Genomic DNA, 18005 nt, shown 5'->3' on the forward strand with positions numbered 1-18005 from the left:
GGTGCGCCAGCCGCAGAGGAGGAGCCACCATGAGCGACCTGGAACAACTGTTCGAGAACAACGCCCGCTGGGCCGAAGCAATCAATCGCGAGGACCCTGACTTCTTCGCCAAGCTGGCCCGCCAGCAGGCACCGGAATACCTGTGGATCGGCTGCTCCGATGCGCGGGTGCCGGCCAACGAGATCGTCGGCATGCTGCCCGGCGACCTGTTCGTCCACCGCAACGTCGCCAACGTCGTGCTGCACACCGACCTCAACTGCCTGTCGGTGATCCAGTACGCGGTGGACGTGCTCAAGGTGAAACACATCCTGGTCACCGGCCACTACGGCTGCGGCGGCGTGCGCGCCTCGCTGCAGGACCAGCAGTTCGGCCTGATCGACGGCTGGCTGCGGACCATCCGCGACCTCGCCTACGAGTACCGCGAGCACCTGTCCCAGTTCGCCAGCGAGGAAGAGCGCGTCGACCGCCTGTGCGAGCTGAACGTCATCCAGCAGGTGGCCAACGTCAGCCACACCACCATCGTGCAGAACGCCTGGCATCGCGGCCAACCGCTGTCGGTGCACGGCTGCATCTACGGCATCAAGGACGGCCGCTGGAAGAACCTCAACGTCACTGTCAGCGGCCTCGACCAGCTGCCGCCGCAATACCGCCTGCGCCCCATGGGCGAAGCCTGAGCCGCCCCGTGCCGGTCGTCCGGCCCGCCTCGCCGGGCGCGCCGGGCAGACCGAAGATAGGGGAAGGTCACTGACGAAGAGGCGAGCATGCGCGAGCTCTGCGTGATCCCCGGCGACGGCATCGGCCGTGAAGTCGTGCCGCCGGCTGTGGCTGTGCTGCAGAAACTGCTGCCCGACCTGCGCCTGCGCGAAGCGGAGGCGGGTTGGGACTGCTTCCAGCGCCACGGCACCTCGGTGCCCGAGGCGACCCTGGAGGCGCTGCGGGCATGTGGAGCCGGGCTATTCGGCGCAGTGTCCTCGCCCAGCCACAAGGTGGAAGGCTACCGCAGCGCCATCCTGCGCCTGCGCCAGGAACTGGGCCTGTACCTCAACCTGCGCCCGGTGCGCACCTGGCCGGTGGTGTCGCCCCACGCCGGCGTCGACCTGCTTATCCTGCGCGAGAACAGCGAAGGCCTGTACAGCGGCCGCGAGCACTGGGAGGCCGACGGCGTGGCCATCGCCGAGCGGGTGATCAGCCGCGCCGCCTGCACGCGCCTGGCCCAGGCCGCATCACGCATCGCCCGGCAACGCCAGGCGCGGCGCATCACCCTGGTGCACAAGGCCAACGTCCTGCCGCTGACCTGCGGCCTGTTCCGTGACACCTGCCGCGACCTGCTGGCCACCGAAGGCTGGGGCGACGTGCTCGACGAGCGCCTGGTGGACGTGGCGGCCCTGCAACTGGTGGAGCGCCCGGAAGCCTTCGACCTGATCGTCACCAGCAACCTGTTCGGCGACATCCTCTCCGACCTCGCCAGCCACTGGGGCGGCGGCCTGGCCCTGGCGCCCTCGCTCAACCTGGGCGAGCAACTGGCCCTGGCCGAGCCGGTCCACGGCAGCGCCCCCGACATCGCCGGCAGCGGCCGCGCCAACCCACTGGCTGCCATCCTCAGCGCGGCCATGCTGCTGCGCTTCCACTGGCACGACGAAACCGGCGCCACGCGCATCGAGCGTGCGGTGGAAAGCTTCCTGCGCGAAGAAGGTCACCTCGACCACGGCCTGGAAACCACCCGCGTGGTGGGCGAGGGCGTCCTGCAGCGGCTCTAGGGCTAGCCCAGCTCGGGATGGTCGGCCAGCCAGGCCGCGCAGCCGCTGCCCACGGCCAACAAGGGCAGCACCGTCAGCATCGCGCGCAAACCTCCGCCCATGGGCAACCCCTGGACGAACAGCGTCCATTCCTGGGCCGCCAGCCCGAGCAGCAGGGAAAGACAGACCACGATCAGCGTGCGGACGAGATAACGCATACAAACGCCCTGAAAAGCGGGAAAAAAGAAGCCATCGCCCGCTCGGAGCGGGGGCGGGCAATGGCTATGGGAGGGCAGGGAAATGGAAGAACCTGCGAAGGCAAAGGTAGCGTCCGGGGATAACATTAGCTAGCTAACGAATGCGCGAAGGAGTTTTTCCCGGGGTGAAACAATTCGGGTATCTGGAGTGGGAGCCGATGGGCGGGGCTGCGTCCTACGGCATGCCTTCGCCTGTCATTACAGGAGTGGGGGAGGGGGCATACCGCCGTTGCGGCGAATTCCGGGGCACTCTTCGATCATCATGGATGCGCTATTGACCCGGAACACTTGGAGTCCACCATGCATCCTTTCTCCTTACCGCCCAGCCAGGCGCCTGAGGCCGCCGATGCCCCTGAAGCGGCCGATGACGAAGACATGGAGCTACGCCAGCTAGTGGAGGAGCGTCGCGACGGGCCTTCCAGGGAGCTTTCGCTGGATGAGCTGTGAGTTCCGTCAGTGGACACCGGTATTTGAATGATCGCACTGGAGGCAGCCATGGCCAGCATCACCATCAGAAACCTGGACGACGACCTGGAGATCCGGCTCCGTGCGCGCGCCGACAGTCATGGTCGCTCTATGGAAGAGGAGGCCAGGGAGATCCTGGTGCGTGCACTCTTCAAGGATGAAAAGCGGGAAGGCTTGGGGAGCCGGATTCATGCCCGCTTCGCATCTGTAGGTGGAGCTGACATCGAGCTTCCAGTTCGCAGGAGCAAGGCTCGAGCGGTGGCCTTTGGAGAATGATCCTGTTCGGCACCGGTCTGCTTTCGGAGCTGAAATTCGAGGTTTTTTAGCGCTCGACCTGTCCGTGAAATACCCATGAGGTGCTGTTATGCGCGTAGTCAGTTTCTCCTATGCCTGCGACAACCTGAAGCAAGTCATCGACGATGTTGTCGGTGACGTGGATTTCACCGTGATTTCTCGTCGAGATGCGCCGGATGCCGTGCTGCTTTCGCTCGATAGCTTCAACAGCCTGATGGAAACTGTTCATCTGCTTAAGTCGCCGGCCAACGCGGCTCATTTAGCGCGGTCCTTGGCTCAAATGAAATCTGGTGCTTCCTGAATAGGATGGGCCGTATTTGCTAGTGTTGATGAATAACGCCCAACACAATTAGTGACGTCAGTTGGTTTCGAATATCATCATGTCATCAATCGCTTGAAGGGATACGAGCGTGGATATTCTGGGAAACCTACTTAGCGCTGCAAAGCTGCTGCGCTCCGGTCTGGACTTCGCACTTGAGCGTCGTGACTCATTTCGCCAGGAAGCTGCGAGAGTAATTGCTGCCTTCAAAGCCCATGACCTTACGCCTAACGTAGCTGCCGACCTGATGGATGACGGGCTGATTGAAGATCCATCGGTCTTCGAGCGTCCGAAGGATCTCAAGCCCTATCTCAGGAAGATCACCCCTTGGGCGGCTGAATTGCTCCAACTCGATCCCGCGTGGTTCAAAGGCCGAACCTCTAGGGCACACAAAAATATCGATGACTTGCAAGAGTTCCTTCTGTCGAAGTCCTTCGATGAGTCCGCGACTGTGCGCTTCGACATCTATGTGTTCAAAACGGATGACACCCCTATCCACCGGAGCAGGGGGCGCTTTTGCGTCATTTTAGAGGAGTGCTTCACCTATCTAGATGAGGAGCAGTGCGATGGTGTTTACCGTTACTACTACCTCACGCAAGGGGCTTTTTTCGAGCACTACAAATGGCTTCTGCAACTCATGAGTCTTGCTGCAATCGCACATATGCATTCCATCCCGATCCGTGGGGCTGTCATGTCGGCTGACCGGTTGGCAAAGCTTGATCAGGGGTATGGTCTGGTCCCCGATCTATTGCGAGAGAAGCTCGGAAAAAGCTGGTACGTAGAGGATGCGATTTGGACTAGCCTGGGAGCGCCTGCAGACTGGGTGCTGCAGCGGCGGCCGGATTTTGATGATTATCTGGTAAGGATTGGTCGAAAAGATGTGCTCGAGAATCTGGTCGAAAGCAGAGCTCGGCTTGAGGATGGCTAACGTAGACAGGGTGTAGTCACTTCGTAGTCACTACCCCAGAAAGCACAAAGGGCTAGCTTTCGCTAACCCTTTGTTTTGTATGGTGGCTACACCGGGACTTGAACCTGGGACATCAGCATTATGAATGCTGCGCTCTAACCGACTGAGCTATGTAGCCGAGTGGCGCGCATTTTCCGTATCTTTTGGGGGGCTGTCAACCCCCTTTGGTTAGATATTTTTCTGTTCTTTCAAGCGTTTAGCGGGACGAGCGGTAGAGCGGGAACGAAAAAAGGCCCCGCGCGGTGCGCGGGGCCTTTTCGGCTTGCTGGCGGGCGCCCTGGGGCGCTGCCGGGGGCTTAGACGTTAAACGTTGATCGGTCGGCAAGGGCCCGGGAGCACTAGATTTCGCAGGGAAATCATGTCGCGGCCTTTGCGGGAATCGTTGGAAGTACCCCCAGTTGTATCCCAATGGGGTGCCGGGATCATAGATCAGTCCTGATAGTGATACCAGCATAGCGCGCTCTGTCTTCGCGGCCTGCGGCCTTGACCAAGAGGCGCGGCCTCTTGGAACTCCGTTCTCGCCGAAGGGCAGGGTGCAGGGGGCTGCTGCGCTGCATGGGCGTCAATGGTGCGCTGCGCCGGGTGCTCACCCGTTCGGTGCTCGCCTGCGGCCGACAAGGCCATAGGCCGCATCAGCAGAGTAGGCAGGGAATATGTACGCGTCTGCCGCAGCGCCCTTACCCATTGCACGGCTCGGATGCCATGAGATAGGCCGTCACTGCGCGCCGCAGTGACGGCCCTGCCCACGCCGCCAACAATATGGGCGAAAGCCAGATCCTATTGCGTGTGGCATACATGATGATGCCCGCCCTACACTGACCGGGCAGTTGCCAAGACCGATGGGCTTCGTACATCGGCACCCCAACAGCACAGGTTCCTGCAAGTGCTGGCCCATCAGGGCGGAACCCACCCAGGTATGCCCAGGCTCCTGCTGCATACCGGCCCCTATCCATGGGCGGAGCCATCTTCATCTGCTTGTACTTATCCCTTCCTGCGCCCTCGGCGCACTGTCCCTCGCAGCTATGGCCTGTGCGCAACGTACAGGACTGCCGCCGCTTTCCTTATCCCACTCACTTCATAGGAGGACTCATCGACGTTAATAGCCTGTTCATCCTGCACGACCTCCGCCCGGCCTTCCAGCAGGAAGCAAGACGGACGCCTCATCCGAGGCTCTGGTGTCTCCTGAATACCATGCCCTTGCCCTCACGGGATCTCGCCTAGCGAGCTGGCACCAACACTAACCATTGAGTTTCAGGACAACGCAGCACCGACGACGCTTTCTGGGAGACCGGAAGATGGATGACTTGACCTATACCCTGCGGCAGCTTTGCCACCGCAACCGCGACGGCAGCCACAACACACAGGCCGACCGCATGCGCTCTCTGACGTTGGCTGCACGGCAACTGCGCGAGTCCGGCTATCGGCAGATGAAGGCATCGTCGCTCAAGGGCAAGCACGTGCAGACGCTGCTGGATCGTTGGCAAGGCGAAGGCCTGTCATCTGGCACCATCAAGAATCGGCTCTCCCATCTGCGCTGGTGGGCCGAGAAAATCGGCAAGTCTGGCATCCTGCCAGCGGACAACACGCAGCTTGGCGTGGCCGAGCGCCGCTATGTGACCAACGTCAGCAAGGCCCGGGAACTGGGCTGGGGGCTTGACCTAGTCACCGATGCCCACGTGCGCATGAGCCTTCAGCTACAGGCCGTCTTCGGGTTGCGTCGGGAAGAGGCGATCAAGTTCCAGCCCAGCTATGCCGACCGTGGCGATCATCTCGCCCTGAAAGGCTCGTGGACGAAAGGAGGGCGAGAGCGAACCGTGCCGATCACGACGCCAGAACAACGCGAAGTGCTTCAGGCGGCGCACCATCTGGCGGGGGGCGGGTCATTGATCCCCGCCCACAAAACCTACATCCAGCAGCGTCATGTCTACGATGGCCAATGCAAGACGGCGGGGCTGAGCCACATGCATGGGCTACGTCATCAGTACGCCCAGAGCCGCTATGAGACTTTGACGGGGTGGCCGGCGCCAGCGGCAGGTGGACAGTCAGTCAAGGTGCTGAGTCCAGCGCAGCGCGTAGAAGACAGCCGTGCTCGCCAGACCATCAGTCGTGAATTGGGACACGAGCGGGTTCAAATCACCGCCACCTATCTCGGCAGCTAGTCCAGATAGTCCGGGGAGTACCTAGCCTACAAACGGAGCCAGCCCACGGGTTTAGTCTGCTGGCCCAACAAACGTATTCAATGTCGCTGCAATCCGCTTGCGCCGCTCCAGCAAAAATGTCTTGTAGCTTTCCACTTCCAGCAGCGATGCCTCTACCGGAATGCATTGTGCTGCAAACGCCGCCTCGCCAAGCTGATCAACCAGTGGAGGCAGATACATGGCCGGGGCCTTGTCGCTAATCGCACGATTCGTCTTGCCGCCGATAAAAGCCAGGTTGGCAATGTCGTCTGCCTCGCGGGCCGTAAAGCTGGCCTTCAATACGGCCTTGGGAAAGATGTGATGGAACTGCAAGCGATGCTGGGTGCCGGAGTGGTCCAGGGCGATGATCAGGTGGCTGCGCCAATCCTTGGCATCGGCGGCGCGGAAAGCCAGGAACATGGTCTTAAACAGCGCGCTACGCTGGTTGCGGCCTTCCAGTTCTTCCGCCGTGATGTCCAGACGGCCGAACTGCAGGCGCAGCCGGTCGATCAGCTCGCTCACGGGGCCACCCTGGCGAATGCTTGCCAAGTCCTGATCTAGAATGGTTTCGCTGGAGCCCCGGGAGAAGCGGCCCTTGGCATTGGCCATCAGCGCCCAATAGCGCAATTGGCGGGCTTCATCGTTGTTCAGCGCATAGTTGCGACTGTGTCCGAAATAAGCCAGCACCACCAGCAGGAAGGGCGACGACAGCAGCGCGGGGCTATCGATCCCCAGATTGCTACGCAGAAAGTTGAGTGCGAACTCCATGCCTTCGCAGGCTTCCTTCCAGGCTTTCTGCAACACATCCACTGTCAGGCTACCAACTGTCAGGAAGCGCGATTGGCCCGTGGCAAAAGCCATCAGGTTCTTCAGGTGCAGACCGAGATCGAGATCGAAACCCGTCTTGGCACATTCCTTCTGGAAATTCTGGAACGTCTGTAGCGAGTGTCGCCACTTGGCAGTGATCTGCGCCAGCGCCAAATCGGAGCTACGCAGCTTTGCCCCCAGCGAGTTGACCCGGACGAAGATTTCCGTGACCTCATCGTAGGAAAGCGTCCGCTCCAGCACATCCATGCGATAAACGTACTTGCGGATGCCACGCAGCCGGGCCAAACGCTGGCTGTATTTCTCGTAACGCGGATCGTCGAAACCAGTGATGCCGGCACGCTTGAGGAAAGGCGCATCGTTGTCGATCTTGAACACTTCCGACACCTTTACCCAATGCGGCAACTGCTCCAGCTTCCTGGTGGCCACCACGAAGGTCATCTTATTGAAGCGCTTGAGTAGTTCGTCCTCGGTTGAATCTGTCTCGTCGTCAATCAGCTCGCCATCGTCTTCGATGTCATCCTCGTCGCCACCGTTCTCTTCCACTTCGGTCACGACAGCCAACTGGTCGGGATGCTCCAGGTTGAACAGCAGTTCGATGGGGCGACGGCGACCGCGTACCGACACCGGCTCGCCGCGAATGACGGCAGAAAGCGATGTCAGACGCTGCTGCCCATCCAGCAGGAGCCGAGTGCTCTGGTAGGGATTCGTGCTCTGGCTGACGGCGAAATCCTGCAAGGGCACGGCTTCATCCGTTTCCCAAAGCAGGATTGCGCCTGATGGATAGCCGCGGTACAACGAGTCCAGCAGATCGCGCACTCGCGTAGAACGCCACACATACTGGCGCTGCATTTCCGGCAAGCGCAGTTCGCCGCGCTCGATCATGGATACCAGCTCTTCGACGCTTGCTTCGGCCTTGGCCATGTCTCTTCCCTTGTTCAGGCACCGAGCAGGAAGCGCTCGCGGTGCCACTGCAAATAATGCCGGTGTTCGCTGGCCAGCCAGCGCAGCGTCATCTCCGGGTGAATGCCAAGCCCGTGCAGATCGTCCGGGGATAGGCGGGCGCTGATCAGCAGATGCCCGGCATCGTCAAAGCTGATTAGAAAACGGTCGAACAGCGCATCGAGGTTGGCCACTAGCAGAAAGCCATTGAAGGCATCCAGCCGTTCGGTATCGTCTGTGCATTCCGCCCAGGGCTTGGCATGACTGGCGCGAAGTGCCTCGGTCACGGCGACGCCGGTCACCGCACAGGCACCGCCCCAGTAGTTCAGCAAGGCATCGCGATAATGATCCTGCCCCACGCGCTGGCGCACCAGACGTTCGACCTCTGTGCCCCGGTTTTCGGCAGGCAAGTCCGCCAGTACCTGCGCGACGGCTGTGTGGTAATCCCGCACCGCCTGATTTGGCAGCGCTTGTGACAGGCTGGCCGCACGGCGCAGCAATAACGCCAGATCAGCCAGGACGGGCACACGAAACATTCCATCTGTTCCTGACCAGGGCTTGAAACTACGCAACAATTCCGGTACCAGAGCGAGCGTGCCCGGTTGAAAGCACACATCGAAGCCGTTATCTGATGACGTCACCATCGCCTGGCTCCGGTGGCGGGCTGAGGCCAATGTCACCGTATCGCCAGCGGATAGCAGCACGTGCTCGAAGCCATTGTCGTGGCCAGTTTTCTCGACCAACGCGCGCTGTAGTGGGTTTACCGCAACACTCATGTTAACGATGCTTGTTCTGCACCCACGCGCTGACGAAGCAGAAGACCGTCCTCGCTATCGGATGAAAGTCTGAGGCGCTCAAAAGGCTTGAAAGCCGCCGTGGGTTCAGTCGATGTGGTGACGATGTATTGGAAGGAATCACTTCCACTCGATGCGACATGCCCAAGCAGTGACCATAATATGGTCTCGCTCATTTCTGCCTCGCGGGGCGAGTCATGAAGAAGGAATCCGGGATGAAAGCTTTCCTCGTTCGTACTGTCGAGCAAGCAGGCGATATCTCCAGCCAGAATCTCCAGAACTTTGAAGGTCGTTGAGTGCATTGGCCCCATCTGAAAAGGATGGTTGCGGTGTTTGTCTTCATCGTTGAATACGCCCCACCCAAACGAAGGTAACGACTTGGCAACATCCCGCATGGACTCGCTGATGGCTCGACGACGTCCTTTTACGGTTTCCCGCTCTGTCTCAAGCTGTATTTGCAATTGTTCGTGATGGTGCTGAATCAAGATCAGATTTCTCTCTGCTTCTTCGACCTCCGCAGATTGTGACTTGCCGGTTACGAAACTCTCGTAGGCTTCGTAGTCCTCAATGGACTCATTGAGAAGCTCCTGCGTAGACAGGGATTGAGCGTATCTTTCGTCCAACTCGATATTGCGGTTGTTGATTTCTGTCAGTCGTGTGTCGATAGGCTTAGCCTCAGCCTCCAACTCATTCAGTCGGTGGCGCAGGGGCGACAATTCACCTTCAAGAGACTCTTTGGAGCGCTGATGCACGGCTATTCGTTGCTTCCGATTAATCTGCGTCTGCTCGACTCGCTCGATGACGTAGCTGCAATCCTTGAGCAGGCGATTCCCGGCGTCGCAACGTGTTGGTAGTCGTTGCTGTAATGACGATGCCTCGTTTTGCAGTTCTTCCACTCGCTGGATATCGCCAGCGATTAACGCTTCTATCTGTTTTTTCTCGTTGGCGAGAATATCCATCAGTCTTTTCAGTGGTGCTCGCTGCTCCACCAGCATCTGGTGCTCTGCTGCAAGCGCCAGCCGTTCCGCTTCGATTTCCCGCAACTCTTGCTGATAGCCGTCATGCCGTTGCTTGGCGAGGGCCAACAGGTTTGGATGATCAAACAGGCCATCCTGCCGGAAGGGCGTAGTGACGGGGGTATTGAGGCGACGAGTCAGTTGGCGACGTACATGTTTCAGTAGGCGGGCGGGTTCTTCGCGCAGTGTTTGCAACTGTGATTTTTGACTTTCCAGCTTTTGGGCGGTGTTATGCAGGTCGCGCAGTGTCGCCGCATCGTGCAACAGGCCCAGCACGATTTGCATGAGTGCTGCAGGGGACTTCGCTGGCAGGCTGAATCCAACCCCATCAGCGCGCCACTGGTAATAGTTGTGGTAGCGAGCGTTTTGGTCGCGGGAACACCAGGCCAGAATATGATGCCACTCGATGGATTGCTTCGACGTTGGCAATTCCTGAATGGGTAGGATTTCGACCAGATGCTGGCGTAGCGCGGCTTGGTAGGCGCTGAATTCATTTTCGGCATCACCTGTTGCCAATTGCCGCCAATTGGCTGTGCGTGATGCCCGATAGTGTTTCTGATACAGCCATGGCTTCAGAACAGTCCAGGCTTCACCGCCGACATGAACGCGAGCGGCTACCGCACCTTCCTTCAACCCACGGCTGTTCAACAATTCATCGCGCAAGGTTGAACCATTCGACCAGAGCGGGTCATCCAGTACAAAGCGCAGCAGTTGGCAGAACGCGGTCTTGCCGACACCGTGTCCTGAACTGCCTGACCCCGGTGGTGAGACGATCAGGTTCAGCCCACGCTGCAATGAAATTTCGCGCAATGGCTGCTGAGCTGTCAGCGAGTCCAGAAGCCACAGAGTTTCCACCCACAAGCGCGGTTTGGCAGGGTTTGTCGGCAAATTTGCAGCGTCGGCCATATCCATTTATCCCCGTTTACGTAGCTCGTCGGTCTGTGTAGTCGATTCCGAGCCTGCCAGCGCTTCTGTCAAGGCAGCTTCTTTCTGGCGACGTGCTTCGATCAAGGCGTGAGCCAGCGATTCGGTGCGATGGTCACCAATGATGTTGTGCAGTGCTTCTGGGGTGCGAATGGACAGCGATGCAGTCACGGCTACGCCCAATAGATCGCGAAGCCAACCGCAAATGTGCGTCCAACGCTCCGTGTTTACCGATAGCAGCCAATCATGCAACAACTCGGCATGAAGGGTGCCTTCTGGCAACTGCGCTCCAAGAATTCGTCGCAAACGATTGTCGTCACACGCTCCGGTTTGCAGGAGTACGTCGCATATCAGGCCAGCCAGCCAATCCTCGGCCTCGGAAGCAGGCGTACCGCCTTCGGCATAAATTGGAAGCGGCGTGGTACGTCGCGCCGGTTTGATTGTGGGTATGGTGATCGGCTGCTGTTGTTCCAACGCATCCCACGCCTCCAGCACCAGCCTTTGGGTGCGGTATTCGCCGAATCCCTTCAGCTCCTTGTTCTTGAGCACGCGGAAGGTTTCGCTGGGATAGTCTTCGCCCATGACGTCAGCGGGGTCGAGGATGTAGCGCAGTTCGTCGCGGGTGAGGCCGTAGAGTTTGGCGTAGTAGGCGTCGAGTTCGGCGCGCAGGGTGGCGCGGCGATCGGGGTCGAAGGCGAAGGGTGGGCTTTCGTAGCCCAGTTCCTTGGCCCATGCTGCCAGGTCGTGGGAGGTGTAGGTCAGCTCCAACACGCGCGGGATGATGAAAGCGAGATCGCCTTCGGTGTAGTGGTTGGGGGGCGGCAACGCTACCTGCTCAAAAGTACCTTGCGGAATGCTTGGCTGACTCAAGGCCGTGCGAAGCAGATAATCGAACACTAGCGAGTTATAGGCACCACACAAAATGGCTATACGCTGCGCATCAACACCCAACGAAAGAATCCAGCCATATGTAGCTGGAATCCAAGGATAAATGCATGCAATTACCGTGCGCTCGTCGGTGTTTCTCGATACACGGCGAAATCCGAGGAAGGCGGTTTTACATTTGGCAAGTTCGTTGAGCTTCATCGACTCGCACTTCTTTCTGAAGTCCGCGTCTAGGATCGACCACTCAGTGACTGGAAAGTAAGAGGGATCGCTGAGCTGTTCGAGCATAGATTCTTGTTCAATACCATCTCGAAATTCAGCGTATCGACAGTTGAATTGATGCCCCAGCCCTCCCTCATATAGCGGCAGGAGATCGTGGGTCTCGGCCTTGGTTGTTTCAATAAACAGTTCGGAGTCGCCGGACTTGTGGAACATCGTACGGAGCACCACATTCCAGCTTTCGTCCGGCGTAGGAGTACGCTCGGCAATACGCAAGACTACGTTGTTACGGTAGAGCTTCTTGGTTAGTTCTGCGTCACGCTCGCTGCGGAAGACCGGACAGGTGAGCGTGTTGGGGTTGATGAGGTGGAATTCATCGGGCGTGAGGGTGAAGCGGCGGCGGGGGTCGGCCAACTGGCTGACCTGGGTGGCGAAGCAGACGAACTCGGTCTGCTCAGTCGCCCCCAGAGTTAGCAGGCAGAACTTCATGCGGCTATCTACCGCGGGGAACAGCTTGTCACGGTTCTCGATGTCATACAGGCTGACCAACTGTCGGCTCTGCGTGATGTGTCCGAAGTACGCCTTGGTGCTGTCGTCGGTGGCGATGCCGGTGGGTACGATGAAGCCGGCGCGGCCGCTGTCGGCATGGATTTGCAGGATGGTTTCGGCAAACAGCGCATAGGTGTTCACGTCGCCCACGCCTGTCAGCGGATAGCGGCCACCATTGACGCCTTTCACATGGGCGAACAAGCTGGCCGCCTCTGCCGTGCGGCGGGCGGAGATGAATTCGCGGTAGAGGCGTTTTTCGGCTTCGTCCCCGTGCGTTTCGTGGGCCAGGTCGGGGTGCAGGTGGCGCGCTAGCATGCCTTCGCTGAGCCACTGGATTCGCTGGGCACGTTCGGCCTTGTTGCGGGCTTTGGCCACGTCGCGGTGGCGGGTAGCGAAGAACTCTTCCTCTTGCAGCTTGATGCGTTCCCACGGCGGATTGCCCAGCACGCAATCGAAACCGCCTTGTGCGAACACCTGCGGAAAAGTCAGTGGCCAGTGGAGCACGCGGGCTTCTTCGCAGGCTTTCTGGGCAGCCGCCAGTGCGGGCTGCTGGTCGGCAGGCAGGGCACTGCCCAGCAGTGTGAGGTAGAGGGTGGCCGTGGTGGGGATGGCCTGGATGTCGCCTTCGGTTTTGGGCAGCAGGTAGGCACCCAGCAGCAGATCGGCGGCCTGCGCCAGCCGACCGGTGCGGGCGCTGTGCAGGTAGTGCTCGTAGGCTTGCGCCTTGGCGGCGATCTGTTCGGTGCTATCTTCGGGCAGGGCTTCCAGCGCGCGCAATGCGGCGAGGCCATTGTCGTGGCGCTGCACCAGTTCGGTCTGGCCAAAAGCGCGCGCGGTGCGCTTTTTCTCCAGGTCCTTGAGGGCGGCGGCATTGGTCTTGGCCAGTGCCTTGCACACGTCTTTGTCGTCGCCGCTGAGGGGCTTGTAGGCATCCTTAGCGATGCCTTTTTCCAGCACTTGCAGATCAGTCAGGCCCAGCAGGGCGTCGCCGACTTGCAGGTGGTGGTCGAGAAAACCCAGCGGTCGGCCTTCCTCGTAGCCTTCCAGCCACAGGGCCATGCGCGCCAGTTCGATGGCCATGGGGTTGCGGTCCACGCCGTAGATGCAGTGGGTCACGACCTCGCGCAGGGCATGGCGGTAGTCCTGCGGCTTGATGGCGCCTTCCTGCCCGCCTTCGAGGCTGCGCAACTGGGCCAGTTTCTCCGCCAGACGGCGGGCGGCGGCGAGCAGGAAGTGGCCGCTGCCGCAGGCAGGGTCGATGACGCGGATAGCCAGCAGTGCTGCGGCGGGGTTTCCCGGGTTGGCGGCCAGGCACTGTTCGATGACCGGCTCCAGCGCGCTCTTGATCAGCTCCTGCACCAGGCTGTCGGGGGTGTAGTAGCTGCCGGTGAGCTTGCGCGCGTTGCCAGCGGTGCTTCCTTCCTCGGTGCGGCCGACAAAGCCAAACGTGCGGGCTGGCAGGTCGATGGTGGGCACCAGTTCCAGCAGGCTTTCGTATACGCTGCCCAGCTCTTCCGGCCCCATGTTGCGGTAGTCCACCGGGGTCAGGCTGCTGCCTTTTCCCTGGGCCACCACCGCCCAGCGCAGGTGTTGCAGGGCGGCGAGCAGGTGGGCGTTGTCCAGGCTGGCGGTATCCAGCTCGAGGCATTGCTCGGGTGCAAACAGGCCGCCCAGCGCAGGCAGTGCCAGGCGTGGTTCGCCCTGCGCCAGGCCGCGAAAGACGATGCGGATGGCCTGCCATTGATCGTCGTGCCGGGTGCGGGTGCGGCGCTTGAGGCACAGCTCGCGCAGGCGGGCCAGGGAGTAGCCTTCGGCATAGGCACGGCGGGCGGCCAGGGCATCCGGGCTGTCGTCCTGCGGGTGCAGCACGCCACGCTCTTCGACGGTGAAGACGAAGATTAGCCGGTAGATCAGGCGCAACAGTTGTTGGAAGTAGGCGTCCTTGCTCAGCGTGCCATTGTCCAGCGCTGTGCGCAGGGACTGGTTGGCGGGGTGTTGCAGGAAGCCTGTGCCGAAGGTCAGCAGGGCTTGTTCGACGCCATTGCGCAGGCCATCGCGCACGCGGGTGCCCTCGATCTGGCCTTCGTTACGCCATTGTTCCCAGATGCAGGTGCCCTCACTCCCGGCCCCTCTCCCGGTGGGTGGGGGGAGTAACTGCGGCGCGCGGCTGGCGTGCAGCAGGCGCCAAACGTTGGCGAATTCGGCATAGCGCTGGCCGCCGAGCAAGTCGGCCAGATCCACTTCGAGAAAGCTGGGACGGGTGAGCGAGGCGGCGTCGCGCAGCAGGCGCAGTTGTTTGCCGTTGCTGACGATGCCCCATTGCAATAGTTCGCTGGCGTTGAGCAATTCCTGCATGGCCTGGAACGGCGCTTTCTTGCGGCTGCCGCCGCCCTGCACGGCGAACTGCGCGTCGGCATCGTCCAGCCCCAGGGTGTGCGGGGCGACCAGCACGGGGACGTGGTCGGTCATAAGGCTGATCGGGTAGCGTAATTCGCCTACCTGCTGCGTTTGCGCAGCATGTAGGGTGGTGTAGCCGAAGGCGTGACGCAGTAGTTCGTCAATGAAAGCGGTGGTGAGCTGCGTGGCATCGAGGTCGGCGCGTTCCATCTGCGCGGCAAAGTGCTGCCACTGGGCGCAGGCGATCTGGAAGGCGCGGCTGTATTCGTCCTTGAGCTTGACGCCCTTGGGGGTGCGGTAGTCGGCCTCAAGCTGGGCGCTGGCACGGCCCAGGGCGGCTTTTTCCAGTTGGTCGGGCAGGAACAGCCCGCCTTCGAGCTTGAGGGTAGGCAGGTTCAGCGTGGCCTGGGTTTTGCGGATGCGTTTCATGGTTGTTCTTCTCTAGGCCCAGGCTTATAGCGAGTCAGGCAGCAGTACGTACACACCCATCACATCGACAGGCAGGCAGGGGCTGACGCTGTACTGGCCTACGTCGCGGGTGGCCTCGCGCACGCGCTGGTGGTCGGCCAGCAGCGCATCGGCCCGCTGCTGGGCCAGCGCTTGCAGTTGCTGTGGGTGCGCGGCGAGGAAGTCGAGCGCGATGCGCACTTCGCGTTGCACGGCTTCCGTAGGCAAGTTGCCGCTGGGCGTGCATTCGAGCAGGCGGCTCACGCTGTCGTCGGCCAGCCACTGCGGAGCGTTGCGGCCCTGCACGGCCAGGGCCACGGTTTCCTCGGCCATCATCTGGAAGGGTTCGCGGCGGCGCACGTAGCTGAGCTGGTGGCGTAGGCGCAGCAGGTAGAGGGTGGTGACGACTTCGACGTCTTCGGTCAGGGTGGCGGCGCAGCGGGCGGCTAGCGGAGTTTCGCCCCCGAGCGCACCTTCCAGCAGGTGCTGGGCCAGCAGACCCACCAGTGGGTGGCTACGGTGCAGTTCACTAAAGTCGATGGGCTGGGGCGCGGTGATGCCTTCATCGGCCAGGCGTTGGCGCAGGGCTTCGGGCAGGTGCTGCGGCAGGAAGCGTGCGGTCTGCTTGCGGCCCGCTTCCAGCGGCGCGCCCAGACGCACGCAGGCGCTTTGCAGGAAGCGCTGCACGTCGGCCTGGGTGCCCAGGGCTTGTTGTTGTTTGTGCCACTCGGGCAACACTTCGTCGGGTTTGATGCGGCGCTGGGCGAACACGGTGCGGTTGGCCTTGGCTTTTTCCAGGGCGTCTTGCCATTGCGCTTGCAGTGGCTGTAGTTCGACGTTGGCTTCGGCAAATAGATCAGGCGTGTAGGGTGCTGCCATTCGCTCACGGCCCATCAGGGCGGCCTTGACTAGCGCCTGGTTGATGCGGGCCTCGTCTTCGGGTAGCGGAACCAGCACGCCCAGCTCCTTCTGGATGGCTTCGCCCTTCTTGAGGATGACGTTGAGCACGAAGCCATCCACCGGGTTGTCCTGGCCGTAGAGCATGGTGCAGCGCACCTCTTCGGCATGCTGGCCGAAACGATCGACACGGCCTTCCCGTTGCTCGTGACGGGTAGGGTTCCAGGCCAGGTCGTAGTGGACGACGGCGGTGAACAGGTGCTGCAGGTTGATGCCTTCGGAGAGGCAGTCGGTGGCGACCAGGATGCGCTGCTCGGCATCTTCCATATCATCCACACGCTCGCGGCGTTCTTCGGGCGTGAGCTCGCCGGTCACGGCCTCGATGGAGGCCTTGGGAAAGGCGGCCTTGAGATGCTCGGCTACGTAATGGGCGGTGGCGACGTAGCGACAGAACACCACGGGGTGGTAACCATCTTTTACCAGCGGGCCGATATGCTGAATGAGCGCGGCCAGCTTGGGATCGCCGGCCTTGCCGGACAGGCGTTGCGCTTCAGCGATCAGGGTTTGCAGGCGCGGCGCGGTGTCCTGCACCTGGGCGGGCGGCTCCAGATCGTTGCTGGAGAGGTCGTCCGCCTCGCCGTCGTGCAGGCGTTCGTCGCCAAGGAGGTTGTCGTCGGGCAGCGTGCCTTCCAGCCGCGTGGTCAGGGCTTTGACCGCGGCGGCGGGAGACGAGGCCACGCAGCGCAGCAAGGCGAGGGTGGCGTACCAGATGAGGCGGGCGCCGCCCTGCTGTTGCTGCTGTTCGATGGTTTCGGCCAGCTCGCGGCAGTAATCCTGCACCGCGTCGAAGAACGTGCCCCATTCGCCGCTGAGCTGGTAGGTAAGCTCGGTTTTCATTCGACGGGGAAAACCGCGTCCGTCGTTGGTTTCGGCCTGCCATTCGGCGATGTCCTTGCGGCGGCGCTGGACGAAGTGGCGGGCCAGTTCCTGACGCAACGGGTCGGCTGTGGTCATGCGGCCTTGCAAGGCGGCAAAGCGCGGGTCGAGCAGCGACAGCAGGTTGTAGAAGGCGGCTTCGTCGCCAGAGTGCGGCGTGGCGGTGAGCAGTATCAGGTGGCGTTGCTCATCTTTCGCCAAGCGTTGCAGCAGTTCGAAGCGCAGTTGCTTGCCAGCACCGCTACTGGTGCAGGTGTGCGCCTCGTCGACGATGATGCACTCAGGAGCGGCTGCCAGGAATTGTTCGCGGTGGCTCTCGCTCTTGATGTAATCCAGGCTGACGACGACCACGGGGTGGTAGTCGAACAGGCGCATGCCATGCGGCAGCTCGCGCTCGATACGGGAGGCGGAAGCCGAAGTCAACGCCACAGCCTGAAGGTTGAAGCGGGTTTCCAGCTCGCTTTGCCATTGTTCGACCAGGTGCGGCGGGCAGAGGATGGCCAGGCGGGTGATTTCACCGCGATCCATCAGTTCGCGGGCGATCAGGCCGGCCTCGATGGTTTTGCCGATACCCACGTCGTCGGCGATCAGCAGGCGCACGGTGGACAGGCGCAGCGCCATCAGCAGCGGCACGAGCTGGTAGCCGCGCGGCTCCACGGCAATGTTGCCGAAGGAGCGGAACGGGCCAGCTCCGGCGCGCAGGGTCAGGCGCAGGGCGTCGCGCAGCAACAGCGCGGCGGCGTGGTTGCCTGCACGCACGGGGTCGGGCCAGGCAAAGGTGGCAGGCTCGACCGGGTACAGTTCCAGCTCGGGAACCAGGGCAATGCTTTCGTCATCAGCGCCACTCAATGGACGCAGGCGCAGCCAGTCGCGGTGGGAATCGCTTTGCACCACCCATTCGCGGCCACGGGCGCGCACCAGGTTGCCGGGCAGGAAGTCGTGTTCGAGGGTTGTCATGC

12 protein-coding genes and 1 tRNA gene are annotated in these 18005 nt (G+C 61.3%); 6 read left to right on the forward strand and 7 right to left on the reverse strand.

Annotated features, from left to right (window positions below; genetic code table 11):
* Positions 1-29 precede the first annotated feature (29 nt).
* Together can and ACTWJ5_RS04615 are read left to right on the forward strand one after the other, a co-directional pair.
* Entirely contained in the window at positions 30-674 is a 645-nt protein-coding gene (gene can, locus ACTWJ5_RS04610; RefSeq protein ID WP_256514231.1) for a carbonate dehydratase, read from the forward strand.
* Positions 675-761: 87 nt separating this feature from the next.
* Positions 762-1757 (forward strand): isocitrate/isopropylmalate dehydrogenase family protein, encoded by a 996-nt coding sequence (locus ACTWJ5_RS04615; protein ID WP_444437543.1) that lies wholly within the window; start codon positions 762-764, stop codon positions 1755-1757.
* 2 nt (positions 1758-1759) lie between these two features.
* Here ACTWJ5_RS04615 and ACTWJ5_RS04620 read toward each other — a convergent pair whose 3' ends face one another.
* Positions 1760-1954: a hypothetical protein gene (locus ACTWJ5_RS04620; RefSeq protein WP_009617424.1), complete on the reverse strand. Its 195-nt coding sequence runs from the start codon at positions 1952-1954 to the stop codon at positions 1760-1762.
* A gap of 534 nt (positions 1955-2488) precedes the next feature.
* Between ACTWJ5_RS04620 and ACTWJ5_RS04625 the strand changes: the two genes are divergently transcribed.
* From ACTWJ5_RS04625 to ACTWJ5_RS04635, 3 genes are all read left to right on the forward strand, one after another.
* The gene (locus ACTWJ5_RS04625; protein ID WP_444437544.1) at positions 2489-2734 is read left to right on the forward strand and encodes a FitA-like ribbon-helix-helix domain-containing protein; all 246 of its coding nucleotides are present in this window, start codon (positions 2489-2491) and stop codon (positions 2732-2734) included.
* An 88-nt stretch (positions 2735-2822) separates the two neighbouring features.
* A complete protein-coding gene (locus ACTWJ5_RS04630; protein ID WP_444437546.1) occupies positions 2823-3053 on the forward strand; it encodes a type II toxin-antitoxin system Phd/YefM family antitoxin in 231 nt (76 codons plus the stop codon).
* A 109-nt stretch (positions 3054-3162) separates the two neighbouring features.
* A complete protein-coding gene (locus ACTWJ5_RS04635) occupies positions 3163-3999 on the forward strand; it encodes a hypothetical protein (protein WP_444437548.1) in 837 nt (278 codons plus the stop codon).
* A gap of 80 nt (positions 4000-4079) precedes the next feature.
* Here ACTWJ5_RS04635 and ACTWJ5_RS04640 read toward each other — a convergent pair.
* Positions 4080-4156, reverse strand: a tRNA-Met gene (locus tag ACTWJ5_RS04640).
* A gap of 1177 nt (positions 4157-5333) precedes the next feature.
* On the opposite strand from ACTWJ5_RS04640, the gene ACTWJ5_RS04645 reads away from it, so the two are divergent.
* Positions 5334-6197 (forward strand): integrase domain-containing protein, encoded by an 864-nt coding sequence (locus ACTWJ5_RS04645; protein WP_444437550.1) that lies wholly within the window; start codon positions 5334-5336, stop codon positions 6195-6197.
* A 51-nt stretch (positions 6198-6248) separates the two neighbouring features.
* On the opposite strand, the gene ACTWJ5_RS04650 is transcribed toward ACTWJ5_RS04645, so the two are convergent.
* The 5 genes from ACTWJ5_RS04650 to ACTWJ5_RS04670 are packed head-to-tail and all read right to left on the reverse strand — an operon-like array spanning position 6249 to position 18003.
* Positions 6249-7964 (reverse strand): GmrSD restriction endonuclease domain-containing protein, encoded by a 1716-nt coding sequence (locus tag ACTWJ5_RS04650; RefSeq protein ID WP_444437551.1) that lies wholly within the window; start codon positions 7962-7964, stop codon positions 6249-6251.
* A 14-nt stretch (positions 7965-7978) separates the two neighbouring features.
* On the reverse strand, positions 7979-8758 hold the full coding sequence (locus ACTWJ5_RS04655; RefSeq protein ID WP_444437553.1) for an HNH endonuclease: 780 nt from the start codon (positions 8756-8758) through the stop codon (positions 7979-7981).
* On the reverse strand, positions 8755-10698 hold the full coding sequence (locus ACTWJ5_RS04660; RefSeq protein WP_444437555.1) for a chromosome partitioning protein ParA: 1944 nt from the start codon (positions 10696-10698) through the stop codon (positions 8755-8757). The genes ACTWJ5_RS04655 and ACTWJ5_RS04660 overlap by 4 nt, the downstream gene beginning before the upstream one ends.
* 6 nt (positions 10699-10704) lie before the next feature.
* Positions 10705-15195 (reverse strand): Eco57I restriction-modification methylase domain-containing protein, encoded by a 4491-nt coding sequence (locus tag ACTWJ5_RS04665; RefSeq protein ID WP_444437557.1) that lies wholly within the window; start codon positions 15193-15195, stop codon positions 10705-10707.
* Positions 15196-15219: 24 nt separating this feature from the next.
* Entirely contained in the window at positions 15220-18003 is a 2784-nt protein-coding gene (locus ACTWJ5_RS04670) for a helicase-related protein (protein ID WP_444437558.1), read from the reverse strand.
* Between the last annotated feature and the right edge of the window lie 2 nt (positions 18004-18005).

This window comes from Pseudomonas sp. A6 (genome assembly GCF_052367875.1).
In the GTDB taxonomy this organism is placed as follows: domain Bacteria; phylum Pseudomonadota; class Gammaproteobacteria; order Pseudomonadales; family Pseudomonadaceae; genus Pseudomonas; species Pseudomonas citronellolis.

Bases quoted from the DNA above. Each gene is read 5' to 3' on its own strand.
- ACTWJ5_RS04645 (WP_444437550.1), top strand. From the start codon at position 5,334: ATGGATGACTTGACCTATACCCTGCGGCAGCTTTGCCACCGCAACCGC.
- ACTWJ5_RS04620 (WP_009617424.1), bottom strand. From the start codon at position 1,954: ATGCGTTATCTCGTCCGCACGCTGATCGTGGTCTGTCTTTCCCTGCTG.
- ACTWJ5_RS04655 (WP_444437553.1), bottom strand. From the start codon at position 8,758: ATGAGTGTTGCGGTAAACCCACTACAGCGCGCGTTGGTCGAGAAAACT.
- can (WP_256514231.1), top strand. From the start codon at position 30: ATGAGCGACCTGGAACAACTGTTCGAGAACAACGCCCGCTGGGCCGAA.
- ACTWJ5_RS04630 (WP_444437546.1), top strand. From the start codon at position 2,823: ATGCGCGTAGTCAGTTTCTCCTATGCCTGCGACAACCTGAAGCAAGTC.
- ACTWJ5_RS04625 (WP_444437544.1), top strand. From the start codon at position 2,489: ATGGCCAGCATCACCATCAGAAACCTGGACGACGACCTGGAGATCCGG.
- ACTWJ5_RS04615 (WP_444437543.1), top strand. From the start codon at position 762: ATGCGCGAGCTCTGCGTGATCCCCGGCGACGGCATCGGCCGTGAAGTC.
- ACTWJ5_RS04665 (WP_444437557.1), bottom strand. From the start codon at position 15,195: ATGAAACGCATCCGCAAAACCCAGGCCACGCTGAACCTGCCTACCCTC.
- ACTWJ5_RS04650 (WP_444437551.1), bottom strand. From the start codon at position 7,964: ATGGCCAAGGCCGAAGCAAGCGTCGAAGAGCTGGTATCCATGATCGAG.
- ACTWJ5_RS04670 (WP_444437558.1), bottom strand. From the start codon at position 18,003: ATGACAACCCTCGAACACGACTTCCTGCCCGGCAACCTGGTGCGCGCC.
- ACTWJ5_RS04660 (WP_444437555.1), bottom strand. From the start codon at position 10,698: ATGGCCGACGCTGCAAATTTGCCGACAAACCCTGCCAAACCGCGCTTG.